At 59.8% G+C, this 17,199-nt stretch carries 14 protein-coding genes and 1 pseudogene; 8 read left to right on the top strand and 7 right to left on the bottom strand.

The window, feature by feature from the left end; translation table 11 throughout:
- The first annotated feature begins 41 nt into the window (after positions 1-41).
- Positions 42-1,517 carry a helix-turn-helix transcriptional regulator gene (locus J3B00_RS12565; protein ID WP_209867814.1) on the top strand — a complete coding sequence of 492 codons (1,476 nt, stop codon included), beginning with the start codon at positions 42-44 and terminating at the stop codon, positions 1,515-1,517.
- Positions 1,518-1,641: 124 nt separating this feature from the next.
- On the opposite strand, the gene J3B00_RS12560 is transcribed toward J3B00_RS12565, so the two are convergent.
- Positions 1,642-2,571: a LysR family transcriptional regulator gene (locus J3B00_RS12560; protein ID WP_209867813.1), complete on the bottom strand. Its 930-nt coding sequence runs from the start codon at positions 2,569-2,571 to the stop codon at positions 1,642-1,644.
- A 193-nt stretch (positions 2,572-2,764) separates the two neighbouring features.
- On the opposite strand from J3B00_RS12560, the gene J3B00_RS12555 reads away from it, so the two are divergent.
- Together J3B00_RS12555 and J3B00_RS12550 are read left to right on the top strand one after the other, a co-directional pair.
- Positions 2,765-4,201, top strand: coding sequence for an NAD-dependent succinate-semialdehyde dehydrogenase (locus J3B00_RS12555; protein ID WP_209867812.1), 1,437 nt, complete (start codon positions 2,765-2,767; stop codon positions 4,199-4,201).
- A gap of 19 nt (positions 4,202-4,220) precedes the next feature.
- A complete protein-coding gene (locus J3B00_RS12550; RefSeq protein WP_209867811.1) occupies positions 4,221-5,222 on the top strand; it encodes an NAD(P)H-quinone oxidoreductase in 1,002 nt (333 codons plus the stop codon).
- Positions 5,223-5,255: 33 nt separating this feature from the next.
- On the opposite strand, the gene J3B00_RS12545 is transcribed toward J3B00_RS12550, so the two are convergent.
- On the bottom strand, positions 5,256-5,666 hold the full coding sequence (locus J3B00_RS12545; RefSeq protein WP_209867810.1) for a VOC family protein: 411 nt from the start codon (positions 5,664-5,666) through the stop codon (positions 5,256-5,258).
- Between the two features lie 267 nt (positions 5,667-5,933).
- On the opposite strand from J3B00_RS12545, the gene J3B00_RS12540 reads away from it, so the two are divergent.
- The 3 genes from J3B00_RS12540 to J3B00_RS12530 all read left to right on the top strand — a co-directional run bounded on the left by J3B00_RS12540 (position 5,934) and on the right by J3B00_RS12530 (position 8,637).
- A complete protein-coding gene (locus tag J3B00_RS12540) occupies positions 5,934-6,539 on the top strand; it encodes a PAS domain-containing protein (protein ID WP_209867809.1) in 606 nt (201 codons plus the stop codon).
- Positions 6,540-6,715: 176 nt separating this feature from the next.
- Positions 6,716-7,693 (top strand): threonine/serine dehydratase, encoded by a 978-nt coding sequence (locus tag J3B00_RS12535; protein WP_209867808.1) that lies wholly within the window; start codon positions 6,716-6,718, stop codon positions 7,691-7,693.
- A complete protein-coding gene (locus J3B00_RS12530) occupies positions 7,690-8,637 on the top strand; it encodes an ornithine cyclodeaminase family protein (RefSeq protein WP_209867807.1) in 948 nt (315 codons plus the stop codon). Before J3B00_RS12535 ends, J3B00_RS12530 begins: the two co-directional genes overlap by 4 nt.
- 379 nt (positions 8,638-9,016) lie before the next feature.
- Here the strand turns inward: J3B00_RS12530 and J3B00_RS12525 are convergent, their stop codons facing one another.
- Together J3B00_RS12525 and J3B00_RS12520 are read right to left on the bottom strand one after the other, a co-directional pair.
- Complete coding sequence (locus J3B00_RS12525) at positions 9,017-9,514, bottom strand: RidA family protein (protein ID WP_209867806.1); 498 nt, start codon at positions 9,512-9,514, stop codon at positions 9,017-9,019.
- A gap of 121 nt (positions 9,515-9,635) precedes the next feature.
- A complete protein-coding gene (locus tag J3B00_RS12520) occupies positions 9,636-11,057 on the bottom strand; it encodes an FAD-binding oxidoreductase (RefSeq protein ID WP_209867805.1) in 1,422 nt (473 codons plus the stop codon).
- A 443-nt stretch (positions 11,058-11,500) separates the two neighbouring features.
- Between J3B00_RS12520 and J3B00_RS26570 the strand changes: the two are divergent.
- Positions 11,501-11,643, top strand: a pseudogene (locus J3B00_RS26570) (glutathione S-transferase); the annotation flags it as partial.
- 7 nt (positions 11,644-11,650) lie between these two features.
- On the opposite strand, the gene J3B00_RS12515 reads toward J3B00_RS26570, so the two are convergent.
- Together J3B00_RS12515 and J3B00_RS12510 are read right to left on the bottom strand one after the other, a co-directional pair.
- The gene (locus J3B00_RS12515; protein ID WP_245362788.1) at positions 11,651-13,492 is read right to left on the bottom strand and encodes a potassium transporter Kup; all 1,842 of its coding nucleotides are present in this window, start codon (positions 13,490-13,492) and stop codon (positions 11,651-11,653) included.
- Positions 13,493-13,818: 326 nt separating this feature from the next.
- On the bottom strand, positions 13,819-14,526 hold the full coding sequence (locus tag J3B00_RS12510; protein ID WP_209867803.1) for a FadR/GntR family transcriptional regulator: 708 nt from the start codon (positions 14,524-14,526) through the stop codon (positions 13,819-13,821).
- 98 nt (positions 14,527-14,624) lie between these two features.
- Here J3B00_RS12510 and J3B00_RS12505 point away from each other — a divergent pair, with 98 nt between their 5' ends.
- The gene (locus tag J3B00_RS12505; protein WP_209867802.1) at positions 14,625-15,368 is read left to right on the top strand and encodes a FadR/GntR family transcriptional regulator; all 744 of its coding nucleotides are present in this window, start codon (positions 14,625-14,627) and stop codon (positions 15,366-15,368) included.
- Between the two features lie 5 nt (positions 15,369-15,373).
- Here J3B00_RS12505 and J3B00_RS12500 read toward each other — a convergent pair whose 3' ends face one another.
- Positions 15,374-17,161: a glycoside hydrolase family 28 protein gene (locus J3B00_RS12500; protein WP_245362542.1), complete on the bottom strand. Its 1,788-nt coding sequence runs from the start codon at positions 17,159-17,161 to the stop codon at positions 15,374-15,376.
- Positions 17,162-17,199 lie beyond the last annotated feature (38 nt).

The raw sequence follows: 17,199 nt of genomic DNA, 5'->3' as shown, positions 1-17,199 counted from the left end.
ATTAAGCTCCACGCTATACAGCCCTTCACTGGAGAATCGCCATGAGCGACGCCGTGCTTGCCCGCGAGACCAACCGCCGCCAGCTTCAGCAAATTATCGCCGGGCTGTCGGATGGGGTAATCCTGCTGGAGGCCGATCAATCGATCATCTGGGCCAACGAAGCGGCCCTGCGCATGCATGGGGTCAGCAGCCTTGATCAGCTGGGCAGCAACGGTGACGCCTATCGCGATCGCTTCGCCCTGCGATACCGCAACAATCACCCGCTTGAACCCGCGCAGTACCCCATCGCTCGCGTGGCCGCAGGTGATGTGTTCAGTGACGTGGTGGTAGAGGTCACCCCTCTCGCCGAAGACGAGGAGCGCAGCCGAGTGCACCGTGTGCGCAGCATGGTGCTTGAAGACAGCAAGGGCGAGGCCGAATCGCTGGTGCTGATCATGGCTGACGCGACCGAGTGGGCCAGCGCGGAGCAACGCTTCGAGAAGACGTTCAATGCCAACCCTGCCCCCGCGGTCATCTGCCGGCTCAGTGACCTTCGCTTTATCAAGGTCAATCAGGGCTTTCTGGAGATGACTGGCCATGTGCGAGATAACGTCATCGGCCGGTCAGTCTACGAAGTGGACGTGCTGGAAAACGCCGAGCGCAAGGAGTTGGCTATCGAGCGTCTGATCGAGGGGGCGACCATTCCACAGATGCAGGCTGAACTGCGCTTGCCGGGCGGTGGCACGAAGTTGGTGATCGTGGCCGGGCAACCGCTGGACATGCATGAAGAAGATTGCATGCTGTTTTCCTTCACCGACCTGGAGCCCAGACGCAAAGCTGAAAATGCGCTTCGCCAAAGCGAGGAACGCTTTGCCAAGGCCTTCCGCCTGAGCCCGGTACCCACCCTGTTGTGCAGCGCTGACAGGCAGCAGTTGATCGATGCCAACGAAGCGTTTCTGGACGCCCTGGGTTATACCGCGCAAGAGCTGATCGGCAAGACCGTGGCGGAAATCGACTTCATCGATGACCGACGCGTTGCCCTCCTCGTGTTCGAGACCCTGGAGGAGACCGGGCGGATCGAAGGGCTGGACCTGAAGCTGCGCAAAAAAGGTGACGACCGGCTCGACTGTGTCCTGCAGGCTGACACCGTAAGCCTGCAGGACACTCCCTGCTACCTGCTGGTACTCATGGACATCACCGAGCGCAAGCGCTCGGAGCTGGAGCTGGTCGAAGCGATAGAGACAGTAATGCAAGATGCGTCCTGGTTCAGCCAGACCTTGATCGAAAAACTGGCCAATGCAAAACGGATCAACACCGGGCGCTTGCCAGATGCTTCGTTCACCGACCTGAGCCGCCGAGAACGTGAGGTACTGGCGCTGATTTGCGCGGGTCTTGCCGACAAGGAAATCGCGGCGCGCTTGAAGCTGGCACTGAACACGGTGCGTAACCATGTGGCCACGGTGTACTCCAAGCTCGATGTGCATAGCCGAAGCGAAGCGATGGTCTGGGCTCGGGAGCGAAGGCTGTTTAACGGGTGAATCTCACAAGCGCAGGTTGTCGGCGGCGCTATGGAGGGGGGGCAACCAGGAGCAGAGGCAATGCCATTAAGCGCCTCGCCCCCAGCAACATGTTTTTACACGACACAACCGCCCCCGCTTGCCCTCACACGGCTAACAACTCACCTGCGGTCATTGCCAACTGGCCGCCCACAGTGCGCTTCAACGTCTCGACAAACTCGGTTATCTTGGCATCGACAAACTGACGCGACGTATACACCGCATACACATTACGCTCCTGGGTGTGGAAGTCCGGCAAAACCCGGATGAGCTTGCCGCTGCGCAGATCGTCAATGGCTGAGAAGCCAGCCAGCATACCGATGCCTGCGCCACGCTTCACCGCCACCGACATCGCCTCCATATCGTTTACGCACAAGTGTGAGCCCGTCGGTACGAAAGTGGCGTCACCCCGTCTGCTCTTGAGTTGCCATTCATCACGGGCGTAATCGACCGTCCCCAGGAGCAGGCATTGATGGTCGCTCAGATCCTGCGGTTTGAGCGGCGGCGCATGCTTGGCAAGGTACTCGGGTGAGGCCACCAACACGCAATGACTCACGCCGATCTTCTGGCTCACATAGTTCGAATCGGGCAACGCCCTGGCAATCAGGATCGACACATCGAGTTGATCCTCCAGCAGGTTTGGCATCCGCTGAGACAACATCAAATCCACGCTCACCTGGGTGAATACCGCGCGGTACTCCAGTACCGCATCAGTCACAAGAGATCTGCCAAGCCCCGGAATGCAATGCACGCGCAGGGTACCTCGTGGCTCGGATAAGGCACTGCGCGCTTCAGCTTCGGCCTGCTCAAGGTCTGCCAGGATTGCCGTGCAACGATCATAAAATCGTCGGCCTGCATCGGTGATGGACAAGCGTCGGGTGGAACGCTGGAGCAGCCGCGTGTCCAACATCTGCTCAAGCGCGGAGACAGACCGGGACACATTGCCAACCGTGGAATCGAGATAGTTAGCGACTGCGGTAAAGCTGCCCATTTCGACCACCTTCACGTACACAGCCATATTGGAAAGCTTGTCCATCGCCACCTGCTCCGATGTCTAGATCGCCGCACACTTTGCGGCCAGCGCCCATTTAAAGGCGATCTTCCCTCTGCGCACAACAGTCATTCCCTGGCGCGGGGCTAAATCAACGCCGTCACTCTCCCTAGACTCGATTGCACAGGCCGTTAATCGCGGCACGCAGACCACTTCGAGAAACCAGGGAATTACAGCTATGAATACGCCATACGACCCGCTCTACCTGTTCATCGGAGGTGAATGGATCAGCGCCGACGACCGCGCTACGGCCACCGTCGTCAATCCCGCTACCGAAACAGAAATCGGCCAGGTTCCGCTCGCCACTGCCGCGGATCTTGATCTTGCCCTGGAGGTGGCCCAACAAGGCTTTGAGCAGTGGCGCAACACGCTGCCTGCCGAGCGAGCAAGGGTACTCAAGCGCGCTGCCGACCTGTTGCTCGAACGCGCGCCACATATCGCTGCGCAAATGACGCTCGAAGAAGGCAAACCGATCAGTGAAGCGCTGGATGAAGTTACCCGGGCGGCCGAATACTTCGAGTGGTTTGCAGAGAGTGCGCGGCGCATTGATGGCCGGATAGTACCTGCCAACCGTGCGGGTGTACTGCAGATGGTCAAGCGCCAGGCTATCGGTCCGGTCGCCGCTTTCACCCCGTGGAACTTCCCTGCCATCACCCCCGCGCGAAAATTGTCGGCGGCACTGGCCGCAGGTTGCAGCGTGATTCTCAAGCCTGGCGAGGAAAGCCCCGCTACAGCACTGTCACTCGCTCGGGCACTGAACGACGCCGGACTGCCCAAGGGTGTGCTGCAAGTGGTATTCGGCGTACCGGACCAGGTATCCAGCCACCTGATTGCCTCACCCGTCATCCGCAAGGTGACCTTTACCGGCTCGGTGCCGATTGGGCGCTTGTTGTCAGCCCGGGCCGCCGAAGGGGTCAAGCCGATCACCCTTGAGTTGGGCGGTCACGGCCCGGTGTTGGTGTTCAACGATGCCGATGTCGAGCGGGCAGCCGTGGAAGGCGTCGCCAACCGCTTCCGAGGTACGGGCCAAGTGTGCATTTCTTCCACTCGTTTTCTGGTGCAGCGCGGCGTGTATGCGCAGTTCGTCGATCACTTCGTCAGCGCCACCAACGCGCTGAAAGTTGGCAACGGCCAGGCCGCGGATACTCAGGTTGGACCACTCGCCAACATGCGCCAGTTGCTCAAGATGGAAGAACTGGTCGCCGACGCTGTCGCCAAAGGGGCCCAGGTATTGGCCGGCGGTGAATGCCTGCCAGGGCCGGGGTTCTTCTTCGCACCGACCGTTCTGGCCAACGTGCCGATGAGCGCCCGGGTCATGCATGAAGAACCCTTTGGCCCCATCGCCATCCTGATGCCATTCGATGATTTGGCAGATGGGCTGCAGGAGGCCAACCGCCTGCCCTATGGGTTGTCTGCCTACGCCTTTACCCGCAGCGCACGCACCGCAATGGACGTCAGCGACGGACTGGAGGCGGGGATGATCGGCATCAATCACTACCGCATCGTCGCCCCCGAACTGCCCTTTGGTGGCATCAAGCAGAGCGGGCACGGCTCTGAAGGCGGCATCGAAGGTATCGAGCACTACCTGACCCATAAATTCATCAGCCAAATTTAAGTCTTGGAGCCGCACAGCCATGAAAGCAATCACTTTTGAATCATTCGGAGCTGCCGACGTCTTGCAACTGACAGACGTGCCCTCCCCGCAAGTGCGCCCTACTGACCTGCTGGTGCGCGTCTACGCAGCCGGCGTCAACCGCGCCGACCTGACCCATCGCACAGGCGGCTACGGACGGCCAGACTTCGGCGACTCGCTGATCATTGGCCTGGAAATCGCCGGCGAGGTAATGGAGGTGGGGAGCGAGGTCCAGGGCTACCGCGTGGGTGACCGGGTAATGGGGGTCGTCGGGGGCGGGGCCTACGCTGAATATGCCCGCATCGACTACCGCATGGCCATGCCGATTCCTGCCCAACTTGATTACGTCCATGCGGCAGCGATCCCTGAGGTGTTCGTAACCGCCCACGAAGCGCTGATGCATCTGGCCGGCCTGCAACGGGGTGACGCTGTGCTGATCCATGCTGCAGCAGGCGGTGTCGGGTCTGCTGCGGTACAGCTCGCTCATGCCACAGGGGCGACGGTGTACGCCACTAGCGAACGCTCCAAAGCAGCGCGAGTCGAGCAGTTGGGAGCCAACGTCGTGATTGACTACAAGACCCAGGACTTCGCCGAGGTGATCGCCAGCCATACTCAGGGCCGCGGGGTAGACATCATCATCGACTTCGTAGGCCAGCCCTATTTTGGCCGCAACGTGGCATCGCTCGCCAACGGTGGTCGGCTTATCCAGGTCGGCATACTGGGCGGAGGCGATGATGTCACGTTGAAGTTGCAGGACATTCTGTACCGCCACCTGCAGGTCATCGGCACGGTAATGAAGTCGCGTACCCAGCCAGAAAAACACGCGATGATCAGGCGCTTCCGCGAACACTGGCTGGATCGTTTCGAAGCAGGCGAAAGCCTGAAGCCGGTGGTAGACAGCAGCTTCCCGCTCTCACATGCCAGCGAGGCCCATCGCAGAATGGAAGCGTCCGGTAATGTTGGCAAGATCATACTGACGATGCAGTCCGCAGATTTGAATTAGGACTGGCCGCAATGGATCGACAGCGGCTGATAGTTATAGCGGTGGACCTTTGAGCTCAACCTGATTGCCATCTGGGTCGAAGCAGTAGATGGAGGGACCTTCACCTTCTGCGCCGTAGCGAATGATGGCCTTTTCTGCCTGGACTCCAGCCGAACTCAGAAAGCTCAGAAGCTCAGCTTCCCTGAATGGAGTGATGCGCAGGCAGAAGTGGTCAACGTTACGGTGTTGCGGATCAGCCGCTCCCCCCGCCTGAATGCCCAATGGGCCTTGTACATCGACCAGATCGATCATCGACGCACCGGCACGCAGGTGGATCATGCCTAGATCCTCACGGCGCTTCACAACGTGGCAACCTAGCACAGTGGTGTAGAAATCAAGGCTCTGCTGCATGTCCTGGACCCTCAACACAACGTGGTCCAGATGACTGATTTCAAATGGAATCATGTTACCCCCTGATTGGAACGTGGGCGCCATGACGCGCCTGCATAGCGCAAAGGCAGTGCGTCCTCAGCGCGTGCTGATTATAGCGTTCCCACGTGTGCCCCCTGAGCTTTGCAGGACGCTAGCGGGCTGCGCGCCGCCAACTCAGCGTTTCACGCGCTTGAACCCGGTGGCACTTGAGTCCACCATGGACAAAATGCCCACGCACACTGCTTCCAGGCAGTCCTCTGCGCAGAGGCTGCACCTTTCAAATCCAACCTTTGGCAGAAGATGAATATAGCGAACTACAAGGCAATCGCTGACAGCATTGCACTGTTACTTTTCCCTCACGCGGAAGTCATCGTCCACGAGGTCAAGGGTCAAACCATCGTTCACATCGCCAATAATTTCTCCAAACGAAAGCTGGGGGATGATTCGGCACTGGACCAGGAACTCGGCGATTTTCGCCGCTCCGCCAACCTGGGCCCGTACGAGAAAATCAACTGGAATGGACAAAAAATCCGCTCCATCACCAGCGTTTTGTACGACCAGCATGGCGAGGTTGAATACCTGCTGTGCATCAATCTGAATTTCTCCGTGCTGGAGCAAGCACGCGAGGCGCTCGATGCTTTTTTCCAGGTCAGTCGCCTGATCCCGCAACCCGAGTCGCTGTTCAAGGATGATTGGCAGGAGCGAATCAACACCTTCTTGCACAGCTGGCTCAAGGAGCGTGATCTGTCGCTGCCAACCCTCAAGATGAAGGACAAACGCAGCCTGGTTGAGGCGCTTCACGCGCAGGGCGCATTCGAAGGCCGCAGTAGTGCCGACTACGTTGCCAACGTGCTCAATATGGGCCGAGCGACCGTATACAAATACCTGAAGGCGCTGAAAAGCTAGCTCACTCAGAGGCACTTCCCCCTCCCCCAAGCGCTTTTGCCATCGACCACGTTCAAGGATGCCGCAGTCAAAGCAGCATCCTCGACTGCGTGCAGGCGCTTGCCACACTGAGAAAATAAGTCTACGGTAGATAAATATTACATCTAGCCTATGCGCTCTATCCGAAGGATTAACGAATGTCTGCCAATGCCAACGCCCTGCTGTCGCTGTATCAAGCCATTTGCGAAGCACACCAAGCGCTGCGTCCGCAGGTGGCGGTCACGCCGCTCACCTACAGCACGCGCCTGTCGGCATTGACTGAGTGCAGCGTGTACCTCAAGTGCGAGCACCTCCAGCACACCGGTTCGTTCAAGTTCCGCGGCGCCAGCAACAAGCTTCGTTTGCTGCCGGCAGCGCAGCGTACGCTGGGCGTGATTACCGCTTCATCGGGAAACCACGGGCAAGCCCTGGCACTGGCCGGCCAGGTGCTGGGCGTACCCGTCACGGTCTACACCACCACTTCAGCATCGGCGTACAAGCTCGATGCCATGCGGGCCCTTGGCGCCGAGGTGGTGAGCCTCGACACCGATCCGCTGAGCGTGGAACTCGAGGCTGCTCGTCAGGCGCAGACACAGGGCAAACCTTTTGTTTCGCCCTACAACGACCTTGAAGTCATCGCAGGTCAGGGCACCATCGGTATCGAGCTGTTCGAGCAGGCACCCGACCTCGACGCGGTGTTCGTCGCCGTCGGCGGTGGCGGGATGATTTCCGGTATCGGTGCTGCCCTGCGCGCGCTGAACCCGAACGTCGACATCATCGGTTGCTGGCCCGCCAACGCGCCTACCCTGCAACGCTCACTGGAAGCGGGTGAGATCATCGAAATGGAGGAAGACCAGACGATTTCCGATGGCACGGCGGGTGGCGTCGAGCCCGACAGCATTACCTTCCCACTTTGTCAGAGCCTGCTCACGCGTACGGTGCTGGTCAGCGAAGCCGAAATCACGGCAGCGATGCGCGATGTCGCCAGCGGTGATCGCTGGATCATCGAAGGCGCAGCCGGCGTCGCGGTAGCCGGCATGCAGAAACTGGCCAAGGAGTACCGCGGCAAGCGCGTCGCGGTGGTGGTCTGCGGGCGCAATATTCTCCTGGATAAATTCCTTGAGGCCGTTCAATGAAGGTCTTTGGCAAAACGCAGATTGTCTCCACGCTCAATCTGGAGCTGGCCATCCAGCGCCTCGAAGAGGGGTTCATCGCGTTCTCCGCAGGCAAGGTGCAGGTGCCCCCGGTTCAGGCCTTTGCATTTGCCCAAGCGAATGGCGACTGCTGCGTGAAGTCGGCCTATGTCGAGGGCAGCGACACCTTCACGGTGAAGGTATCGACCGGCTTCTATGACAATCCGAGCAACGGGCTGCCGAGCAACGACGGTTTGATGATGGTGCTGTCGGCGAAAACCGGACAGCCTTTGGCGTTGCTGCAAGATGAGGGATGGCTGACCTGTATCCGCACCGCGTTGGCCGGTCGGATCGCCGCACGCCTGCTGGCCCCCAGGCAGGTACACGCCATCGGCATTCTCGGCACCGGCATGCAAGCCCGGATGCAGCTGGAGCAACTGGGCGCGGTCACTACGTGCCGCAAGGTTATCGTGTGGGGGCGCAATCAGCGCGAACTTGAAGCGTATAAAGCCTTTACCAGCGGGCTGGGGTATCAGGTGCAAATCACCCATGACGCAGAGGATGTTGCCCGTGGGGCGAACCTGATTGTCTGCGCCACGCCGACGCGCGAGCCATTACTGAAAAATGAGTGGGTACAACCTGGCACGCACATCACCGCAGTCGGCGCCGACGCCGCAGGCAAGCAGGAGCTCGATGCCGCACTCGTTGCACGGGCAGATCGCATCATTGTCGACTCGCTTTCACAGTGCAGCCAATACGGCGAGATTTCACATGCGCTCAAGGCTGGCTTGATAAACGCGCAGCAATTGGCCGAGTTGGGGGCCCTCCTCGCAGGGCGTGCGCAGGGACGCGACAACGACGATCAGATCACCCTGATCGACCTCACCGGGGTTGCGGTACAGGATGCGCAAATCTCGAGCTGCGCCTTGGCTTGCCTTGACGACTGACCTTCCCCAAGGCCGTTCTCACACTCATATCGGCGCTGATACCTTGTGGGAGATCACCCCGCCCTTCGGGCTACGCTGTCGCGCATAGAACAAAGTCCGCAAGCGCGCCGCATACCCTGTGGAAGCAACTGTTTTGCACTAAACCTCAAGCTGGCGCGGTCTCTGTGGGAGCGGCCTTGTGTCGCGAAATGAGGGCGAAGCCCTCACCAGCTGACTCACAAACAAAGGCTGAGCATGCCTCAAGACTGCCGCTGTGTTTGTGTGAGCGACTGTCTTGCACTAAGCCTCAAGCTGGCGCGATCTCTGCGGGAGATCGCCCAGCAATGCTGAACCCGTCACCACGTCAGGCTATGACGCTAAGACTCGACGGGGCTGCCTCTCAAGGACGAACTGCAACCACTTCGATCTCGACACGCCATGCAGGGTGAGCGAGACCGGCAATCTGGAACGCAGAGCGTGCTGGCAGATTAGGCTGTTTGGCAGCAGGCCCGAAGAACTGGGTATAGCCTTCCATGAAACCATCGAAGTCCATCTTGCCGCCGTTCTCAGGCCCACCGACCAGGAACACCTGCATCTTCACTACATCCTTGAGCTCAAGACCGAGGCCTTTCAGTTGCTTCTGGATATTCTCCAGAACATTGACTGTTTGTTTTTTGGTATCACCATAAGCCTCAAGCGAATCCGCAGGAGCATTGGCATTGGTGACCGACGGCACGGAGCCACTGAGGTAGACCGTCGTTTTACCGGCAGGGATTTCTACCGCTGCCGAAATGGGGAAACTACCTGCGCTATGGCGCACAACATCCTGGGCGTATACGCCACCCGCACCGGCCATTGTCAACGCCATTGCAGCAACAGTCTTCGAAGCAAATTTCATGATTCTTCCTTAAATGATTGCCATGAATTATGTGCACGCCTCAACGCCACGTGCACGGGTCATTCCATTGCGGAACATGTCGTCGACTGTTCCGCCGTCAACCGAGTTCGATCGCTAATAATCAGCTGTTGAAGCGGTAAAGGCTGAAGGCTTTCGGATCAAGTACCGGATCCTTGCCCAGCAACAGGTCTGCGGTAATTTCCGAGGACACCGGGCTTTCGGTCATACCCCAACCCGTCGCGGTATTGATCACCAGACCCGGGTATTCATTGACCCGCGAAATGATCGGGTTCTCATCCGGCGCGATCGCCATGGCGCCACTCCACTGATCGATCAACTTCGACTCAGCAAATGCCGGGAACTCGACCTTAAGCTTGGCCAGCGATGCATCCAGTTCTGGAATATCAGGGGCCGCGGTCATCAGCCTGTTCTTCTCGAACGGCGAAACTTCATCCAGTTTCCAATGCGTTGGCTGCAAGAATGAATCGATGAGCTGCTTGTTGAGCGCGACATGCACTGGGAAGTCAGGTATCGCCAGCAGCGGCAGATACTTGTAGCCATACATGAACGACTCTTTGACCACCGGCGCAACGACCACCCGCGGCGACGTGGCGTAGGTACCGTCGGCCTGTTGGCGGAAGTAGATATTGCCAGGCAAGGCAACGTTGCCACCGGGCGCGCGGGATGCAGCGCTGATGATTTGCTGGGACTGATACGCGGGCAATGTCGGAACATCGACACCCAGGTTCTGCATGAACAATCTGGACCACGCACCGCCGGCCACGACCACACGCGACGTCTTGATGGCGCCCTTCTCCGTCACGACATCGGAGATCGCGCCCGCTTGGGTTTCCAGCCCCCGCGCGGCGCAGTGGGTGTAGATCTTGACACCGATTTTCTTGGCGTACTCGGCCATGACATACGATGCAACCTCGGCGTCGAGGCTGCCTGAGTCTTCTTCAAAACCTGCAACTTTCCACGGCGATACGGCGCCGTGCAGCCGCTGCTCAAGTTCACTGCCTTGAATGATGCGAGTCTTGAATGGGATGTCGGCGCCGACTTCCTTGGTTTTGACATCAATCCACTTTCGGACGTTTTCCAGGTCTTCTTCATCGTAAGGCACTTCGACTCGGCCTTGCGTGCGATAACTGGTATCCAGACCAACCTTGGCGTTCATTTCACGCCAACGATGTTTTGCAAGATGGTGCAACTGGAATGTTGCATCCGGCATCTTGTAGGTCATGACCTGACCATAAAACCGGCAGGACTGCTCGCCGGCAATCTCGCCCTTTTCAACCGCGACCACCGAAAGGCCACGCTCAGCAAGATTGATCGCGGTCATCAACCCGAGAATACCCGCCCCGACAACAACTACGTCGGCTTGCTGCGGCAGCGGCCCTTCGCTGCCTTGTACAAAACCAAATCGCGGTTTACCGGGAATCAATCTACCTTCGCGCGTCAGCATCGGGGTAAGAATCCCCGCGCCACCGGCAACGGCCACAACGCCGCCGCCAATTAAAAATTTTCGCCTAGTCAGCCCCACGCAACTTTCCTTTTCTTGATGGGTTATCGACAATCAAAAAGAGCAAGCTCCGCTCGCGAAAGACCCTTCCAGCTACACACGCGGTGTTGATTGGAATAGCCGTTCGCAAGCTCGGCGGACAGCCCACTTGCTCTTAACGTTCGGTGTTGGTTGTATCAGCCATGGGAGCGGGTCATTTACTTGACCGACTGAGAGATCGACAGCCCCAAGGCCAGAAGAAAGTTCAACGACCAGTGCCTGGATCGACGTAATCGCCAAAGCAGATGTGATGGGTCGGGAAATGCATCTCGCTAAATGCGGCCATTGTGCTGATAGCCCGGAGCCGGACAAATCGTTGACGGCAAAAACTTAGTTCAGATATTTCTAAACTACTGCCAGAGTACCGACGGCACTCATCATCACCAGCTCTGCTGCGGGTATTGGGCAAAGCAACTTCCATCAATGCCGACATTGCCATCGGCCTGTCAGTCAACCGTGGGTTTGAAACGCCCTGGACCACCCGCCTTTGCCGGCCGTCAGCGGCTACTACGACCGGCTGTGCGAGCGCCCTGGTTTCCGTCTGTACGGCAGAAACGGCACCCCATGACAGCCACTCACATCTCAACCTGAGTGCCCAGCTCAATCACCCTGTTCAACGGCAGCTTGAAATACTTCAAATTGCTGTTGGCATTTTTCAGCATGAACGCGAACAGGTGTTCACGCCAACGCGCCATGCCGATGCGCTTGGTGGCGATGACCGTTTCTCGACTGAGGAAGTAGGTGGTCCGCATAGGGCTGAAATCCAGGTCGTCACGGTGGCACAGGCTCAGTGCCTGGGGTACATCGGGCTCCTCGATAAAGCCGAAATGCAAGGTGACGCGGAAGAAGCCGCCGCCATAGGCCTCGATTTCGAAGCGCTTGCTGGGGCTGACCCGCGGTTGGTCCTCCGAGACCACCGTCAGCAGCACAACCTGCTCGTGCAGCACCTGGTTATGCAGCAGGTTGTGCAACAGCGCGTGCGGCACGGCGTCGCTGCGCGCGGTGAGAAATACCGCCGTACCCTGCGCACGAAACGGCGGTTGCGTCTGCACACTGGCAATGAACAGATCAAGCGGCAGTGCCGCTTCGTCCAGCCGCTCGACGATAATGTTGCGCCCGCGCTTCCAGGTCGTCATCAGTACGAACAACGCCACGCCGGCAATCACCGGGAAGGCGCCGCCCTGGAAGATCTTCGGCGCATTGGCGGCAAAGTACAGGCTGTCGACCACAAAGAATCCCAGCAGCATGGGGATCGCCAACCAGCGCGGGGCCTTCCACAACAGCAGCACCACCGCCGACGCCAGCAAGGTGGTGATCAACATCGTGCCCGTCACCGCCACGCCATAGGCGGCGGCCAACGCCCCGGAGGTTTCGAAACCGATCACCAGCAACACAACGCCGACCATCAGTGCCCAGTTCACCGTGCCGATATAGATCTGCCCCTGCTCCTGGCTGGAGGTGTGCTGGATGAACATGCGCGGCACATAGCCGAGCTGGATGGCCTGGCGGGTCAACGAGAACGCGCCAGAAATCACCGCTTGCGAAGCAATGATGGTGGCCAGGGTGGAGAGCGCCACCATTGGCAGCAGCGCCCAACTCGGCGCCAGCAGGTAGAACGGGTTGCGCACGGCCTCGGGGTTGCCGAGGATCAACGCGCCCTGGCCAAAGTAGTTGAGCACCAGCCCGGGCAGCACCAGGAGAAACCAGGCGCGGGCAATCGGCTTGCGGCCAAAGTGGCCCATGTCGGCATACAACGCTTCGGCTCCGGTTAACGCCAGGACCACGGCGCCGAGAATAGCCACGCCCATGCCCGGGTGCACCACGAAAAACTGCACCGCCCAGGCTGGATTGAGCGCCTGCAGCACTTCCGGACGCTGCATGATGCCGTGAATGCCGAGCGCGCCGAGGATGACAAACCACAGCGCCATGACCGGCCCGAACAGAATGCCAATGCGCGCTGTGCCATGTTTCTGGATCAGGAACAACGCCACCAGCACGACCACCGACAGCGGTACCACCCAGTGATCAATGCCATCGAACGCCAACTGCAAGCCTTCGACTGCCGACAACACGGAAATCGCTGGAGTGATCATGCTGTCGCCATAAAACAGCGCAGCACCAAACAGGCCGAGCAACACCAACACCTTGCTCAAGCGCGGATACGGCGCCGCTGCCCGCCGCGCCAGCGCGGTCAGTGCCATGATGCCGCCTTCGCCCTGATTGTCGGCGCGCAGGATGAACAGCACGTACTTGATCGACACCACCCAGATCAGCGACCAGAACACCAGCGAGAGGATGCCCAGCACACCGTCGTGGCTGGGCTGCACGCCGTAATGGCCGGAGAAAACTTCCTTGAGGGTGTACAACGGGCTGGTGCCGATATCGCCGTACACTACGCCGGCGGCGGCGATGAGCATGGCCAGGCCCGAAGTGGGCGGGTGTGCGGGATGGTCTGCGACGGACGCGGTTATGCTCACGAATGACTTCTCGTCTGCGGGCAAAAAGAGGCGATCAGTATCGGTTTTGGCGGGCGTTGGCGTCGTAAAAAATGCGTAAAAAACGGCTGTCGAGTGGTTTCTGGAGGGGCTGATGTTGTGTTTCAGCATTGGGGAGGGGGTGGAGCGTATGGCCTCTTCGCGGGGCAAGACCGCTCCTACAGGATCGAGGGTGATCGCTAGATCTGGGCATTCCCCAATCCTGTAGGAGCGGGCTTGTCCCGCGAAGAGGCCGGCATTGCCAGCACCTATCCGTCAGCGCTCACCGGTGCAGCCACCAGCGCTCGATGCAGGCCGTTGCTCAGGTGCAGTCGCATCGCTGCGCGCGCCACCTCGGTGTCGTTACGCACCAGCGCGGCATAGATCTGCTCACGCTCCTCGATGACCACCGCACGCTGTTGCTCGGTGAGCGCCTGTTGCACGCCGCTGATCAAGGTATTGCCAATGTGCGTCATCGCATCGATGAAAAAACTGTTGGCCGTACACAAGGCAATCTGCAGATGAAACTCAAACTCGACGCGGCTGCCGTCCTTGCGCAGCAGGCCCGCACGGTTAGCCTCGTCCAGCGCTGCACGGATGGTCTGCAACTGGCTCGGCGTCGCGCGCTGCGCAGCAATGGCAGCTGCCTCGACTTCCAGGCTCAGGCGCAGCTCGAAGACCGCAACCGCGTCGCCGCCACTGCCCTTGTCGGCCGCGTTGTCAGGAAACTCTCCAGGGCGGCTGGTATCGACGACGAAGGTGCCAATGCCTCGGCGAGTCTCCACCAAGCCTTCTGCCTGCAGCCGCGACATGGCTTCGCGCACCACCGTGCGGCTAACGCCGCGCTCCTCGGTGAACGCTTGTTCGGTGGGTAATTTGCTGCCCGCCGGCAGCTCGCCAGCGAGAATCCGGCGGGACAAGTCGAGCACCAGTTGCTGGGCCAGACTCACGCGACGATCAGGGGCACCACGCTCCATTGGGGGAGGTTCCATTCAAATCAGACGATGGTGGATTATACCGGCTGCATTGCGTTAATACGCACTATAATAGCCGCTGATCACTTTAGAGCACGACCATGTCGGACCCTACCTCTACTGCCAAAATAAAACCTCGCCGCCTCGCCGAAACACTGGTCGAACGCTTTGCCCAGCGCATGCGTGAAGGCACGCTAAAGCGCGGCGAAAAACTGCCCACCGAAGCACAGATCATGGCTGCCGAAAGTGTCAGCCGCTCGGTGGTACGTGATGCCCTGTCACGGATGCAAGCGGCCGGTCTGGTCGAAACCCATCACGGCGTCGGCACCTTCATACGTGACATGCCCGCGCCCGAAGGGTTCAACGTAGGCCCCGCGACCATCGTGCTGCTGTCCGACGTACTCGACCTGCTGGAGTTTCGCCTGAGCCTTGAAGTGCAAGCCGCCGGCATGGCCGCCGAGCGCGCCACGCCGCAAGCCCTCGAAGAGATCGAGCAGGCTCTGAACGCCTTGCTGCAAGGCCCGGAAAAATCCGGCAGCACGACCAATGCCGATTTCCAGTTTCACCTGAAAATCGCCAAGGCCACCGGCAACCCTCACCTGATCGACATCATGAAGCACCTGGGTACCAAGCTGATCCCACGCACCCGGATGAACTCCGCCTACACCGGGCAGAGCAACCGCACTACCTACCTGGCGGGAATCAACCGCGAACATCAGCAGATCTTCGACGCGATTGCCAGCCGCCAGGTCGATGCGGCGCGTGCGGCCATGTTCCTGCACCTGAGCAATAGCCGCATGCGCCTGCGTGAAGCTCAACAGCGGCAGGCGTTTTACGGCGAGTGACCCGGTTACTGCTGGGGCGGCGCGGGTTGTACATCCTGGAACGCCAGGCCGTCGCTTCCACTGACCTGCCACGGATTGGCGTCGCCGGTCTCGCTGAAGCTCACCGAGTCGAAGCGTGAATCCTTCAGGCCATCGATCTTGACCTTGGCCGGCCCGCTGAAGCGTACCCGCTCGAACGCCAGCCCTTGATGATAGGCGCCGTGCTGGCTATCGCCCTTGACTTCGATTGCTGCCAGTTGGGCGTTTTCCACCGTCACATCGCTCACCCGTATATCGCGGAACTGCCCGGGTATGGTCGAGCGCTGGTAGTCGAGCTTGGCGTTCGGGTCGTTGTAGTCGAGGGTAAAGATGAACGCCTGCTTGGCCGTATTGCGAATCGCCGAATCCCGGAAGGTAACGTTACGCGCGCCGCCGCCCATGAAGTTGGTGCTCTTCATGCGCAAGCCAGCATCGGTGCCATCGGACACGTTGTCTTCAGCCAGGATGTTCTGGATCCAGGCCCCGGTGTGGCTGCCGGCGACGACCATGCCGTGGCCCTTGCGGAAATAGTTGTTGAAGATCCAGGCGTCTTCCTGGGTTTTCTGCTTGACCGCCTCGGCACCGGTGCCCGCAGCGAAGTTGACGCAGTCGTCACCGGTGTCGAAGAAGTTGTTGAAGACCATCGCGCCGCGGCTGTTGGCAAACTCGATGCCATCGCCGTTATTGGCGTCGTAGGTCTTGTGGGTGGTGTTGGCCAGCACCACGTTCTCGGTTTCCAGGTTCATGATGCCGTGGTAGGCCGGGTTGAGTACGGTAAAGCCGCCATAGAAGACGTTTTTCACGTCGCGCAGGGTGATCAGCGATGAGCGCATCTGGCCGTAGGCGTCCTTGACGTTCATGCCTTCGGCGACGGCGCGTTCGACCTGAGCCTTGGCCAGCAGGCCATCGTGCATGTAGCGGGTGTTGTCACTGGGCAGGTAGAACGGCAGCTGCTGGCCGCGCTCATCGGTTACGTCAGGATTGCGCTTCCAGCCGTTGCCGTCGATGGTGCCCTTGCCGACGATGCGGATGTTCTCGAAGGCCTGGTGTTTGCGCGGGTCGCGCGGCAAGGCGTTGATCAGCGAGGCCGGCCGCACGGTAGTGGAATACGGGTACTGGATGTAGCCGTCGCGCGGGTAATCCTCGGCGCGTTCGGAGCCGAGCAGGGTCGCGCCCTCGGCGATTTCCAGGGTCATGTTGCTTTTGAGGTAGAGCGCACCGCTCTTGAAGATACCGGCCGGCAGCAACACCTTGCAGCCAACGCTGCAGGCATCGATGGCGCGCTGGATCGCGGCGGTATCGAGGGTCTGACCATCGCCCTTGGCGCCGTACTGCTTCACGTTGAACAGTGCCGGCACGGTGCTCGTGCGCTGCACGACTACCGGGCTATCGGTCGACTCCTTGCCGTCGCGGGCGACCGATCGCACCGTGAAGCGGTACTCGGTGTCCGGCTTCAGGCCAAGGGCGGTGAAGCTGTGGATGGCGATGCGGTGATGGAAGTTTTGCGTGTCCTGCTCGTAGAAGCGGTCGATGTAGGGCTTGGCGGGTGATACCTGGCCGTTGTTGGCATTACTGCCACCGAGCAACTTGCCGTTGGCGTAGACGTGGTAGTCGGCGATGTCGGCGTGGTTGGCCGGCTTTTCCCAGACCAGGATGATCTGCTGGTCATCGTAGGCCAGGGTCGGCACCTGAAGCTTGCTGGGGGCGTCCAGCGCCCACAGCGGCAGGCTGCAACTCATGGCCAGGGTGGTCAGCAGTGATCGTGCATAAGGCATTTTTATCGTCCTTGTGGTTGCCATTACGGGTGGGGGGC

It is taken from the genome of Pseudomonas sp. BP8 (assembly GCF_017875955.1).
GTDB lineage: Bacteria > Pseudomonadota > Gammaproteobacteria > Pseudomonadales > Pseudomonadaceae > Aquipseudomonas.
The sequence above is the reverse complement of the archived record's forward strand: the minus strand, read 5'-3'. Positions and strand labels throughout refer to the sequence as shown.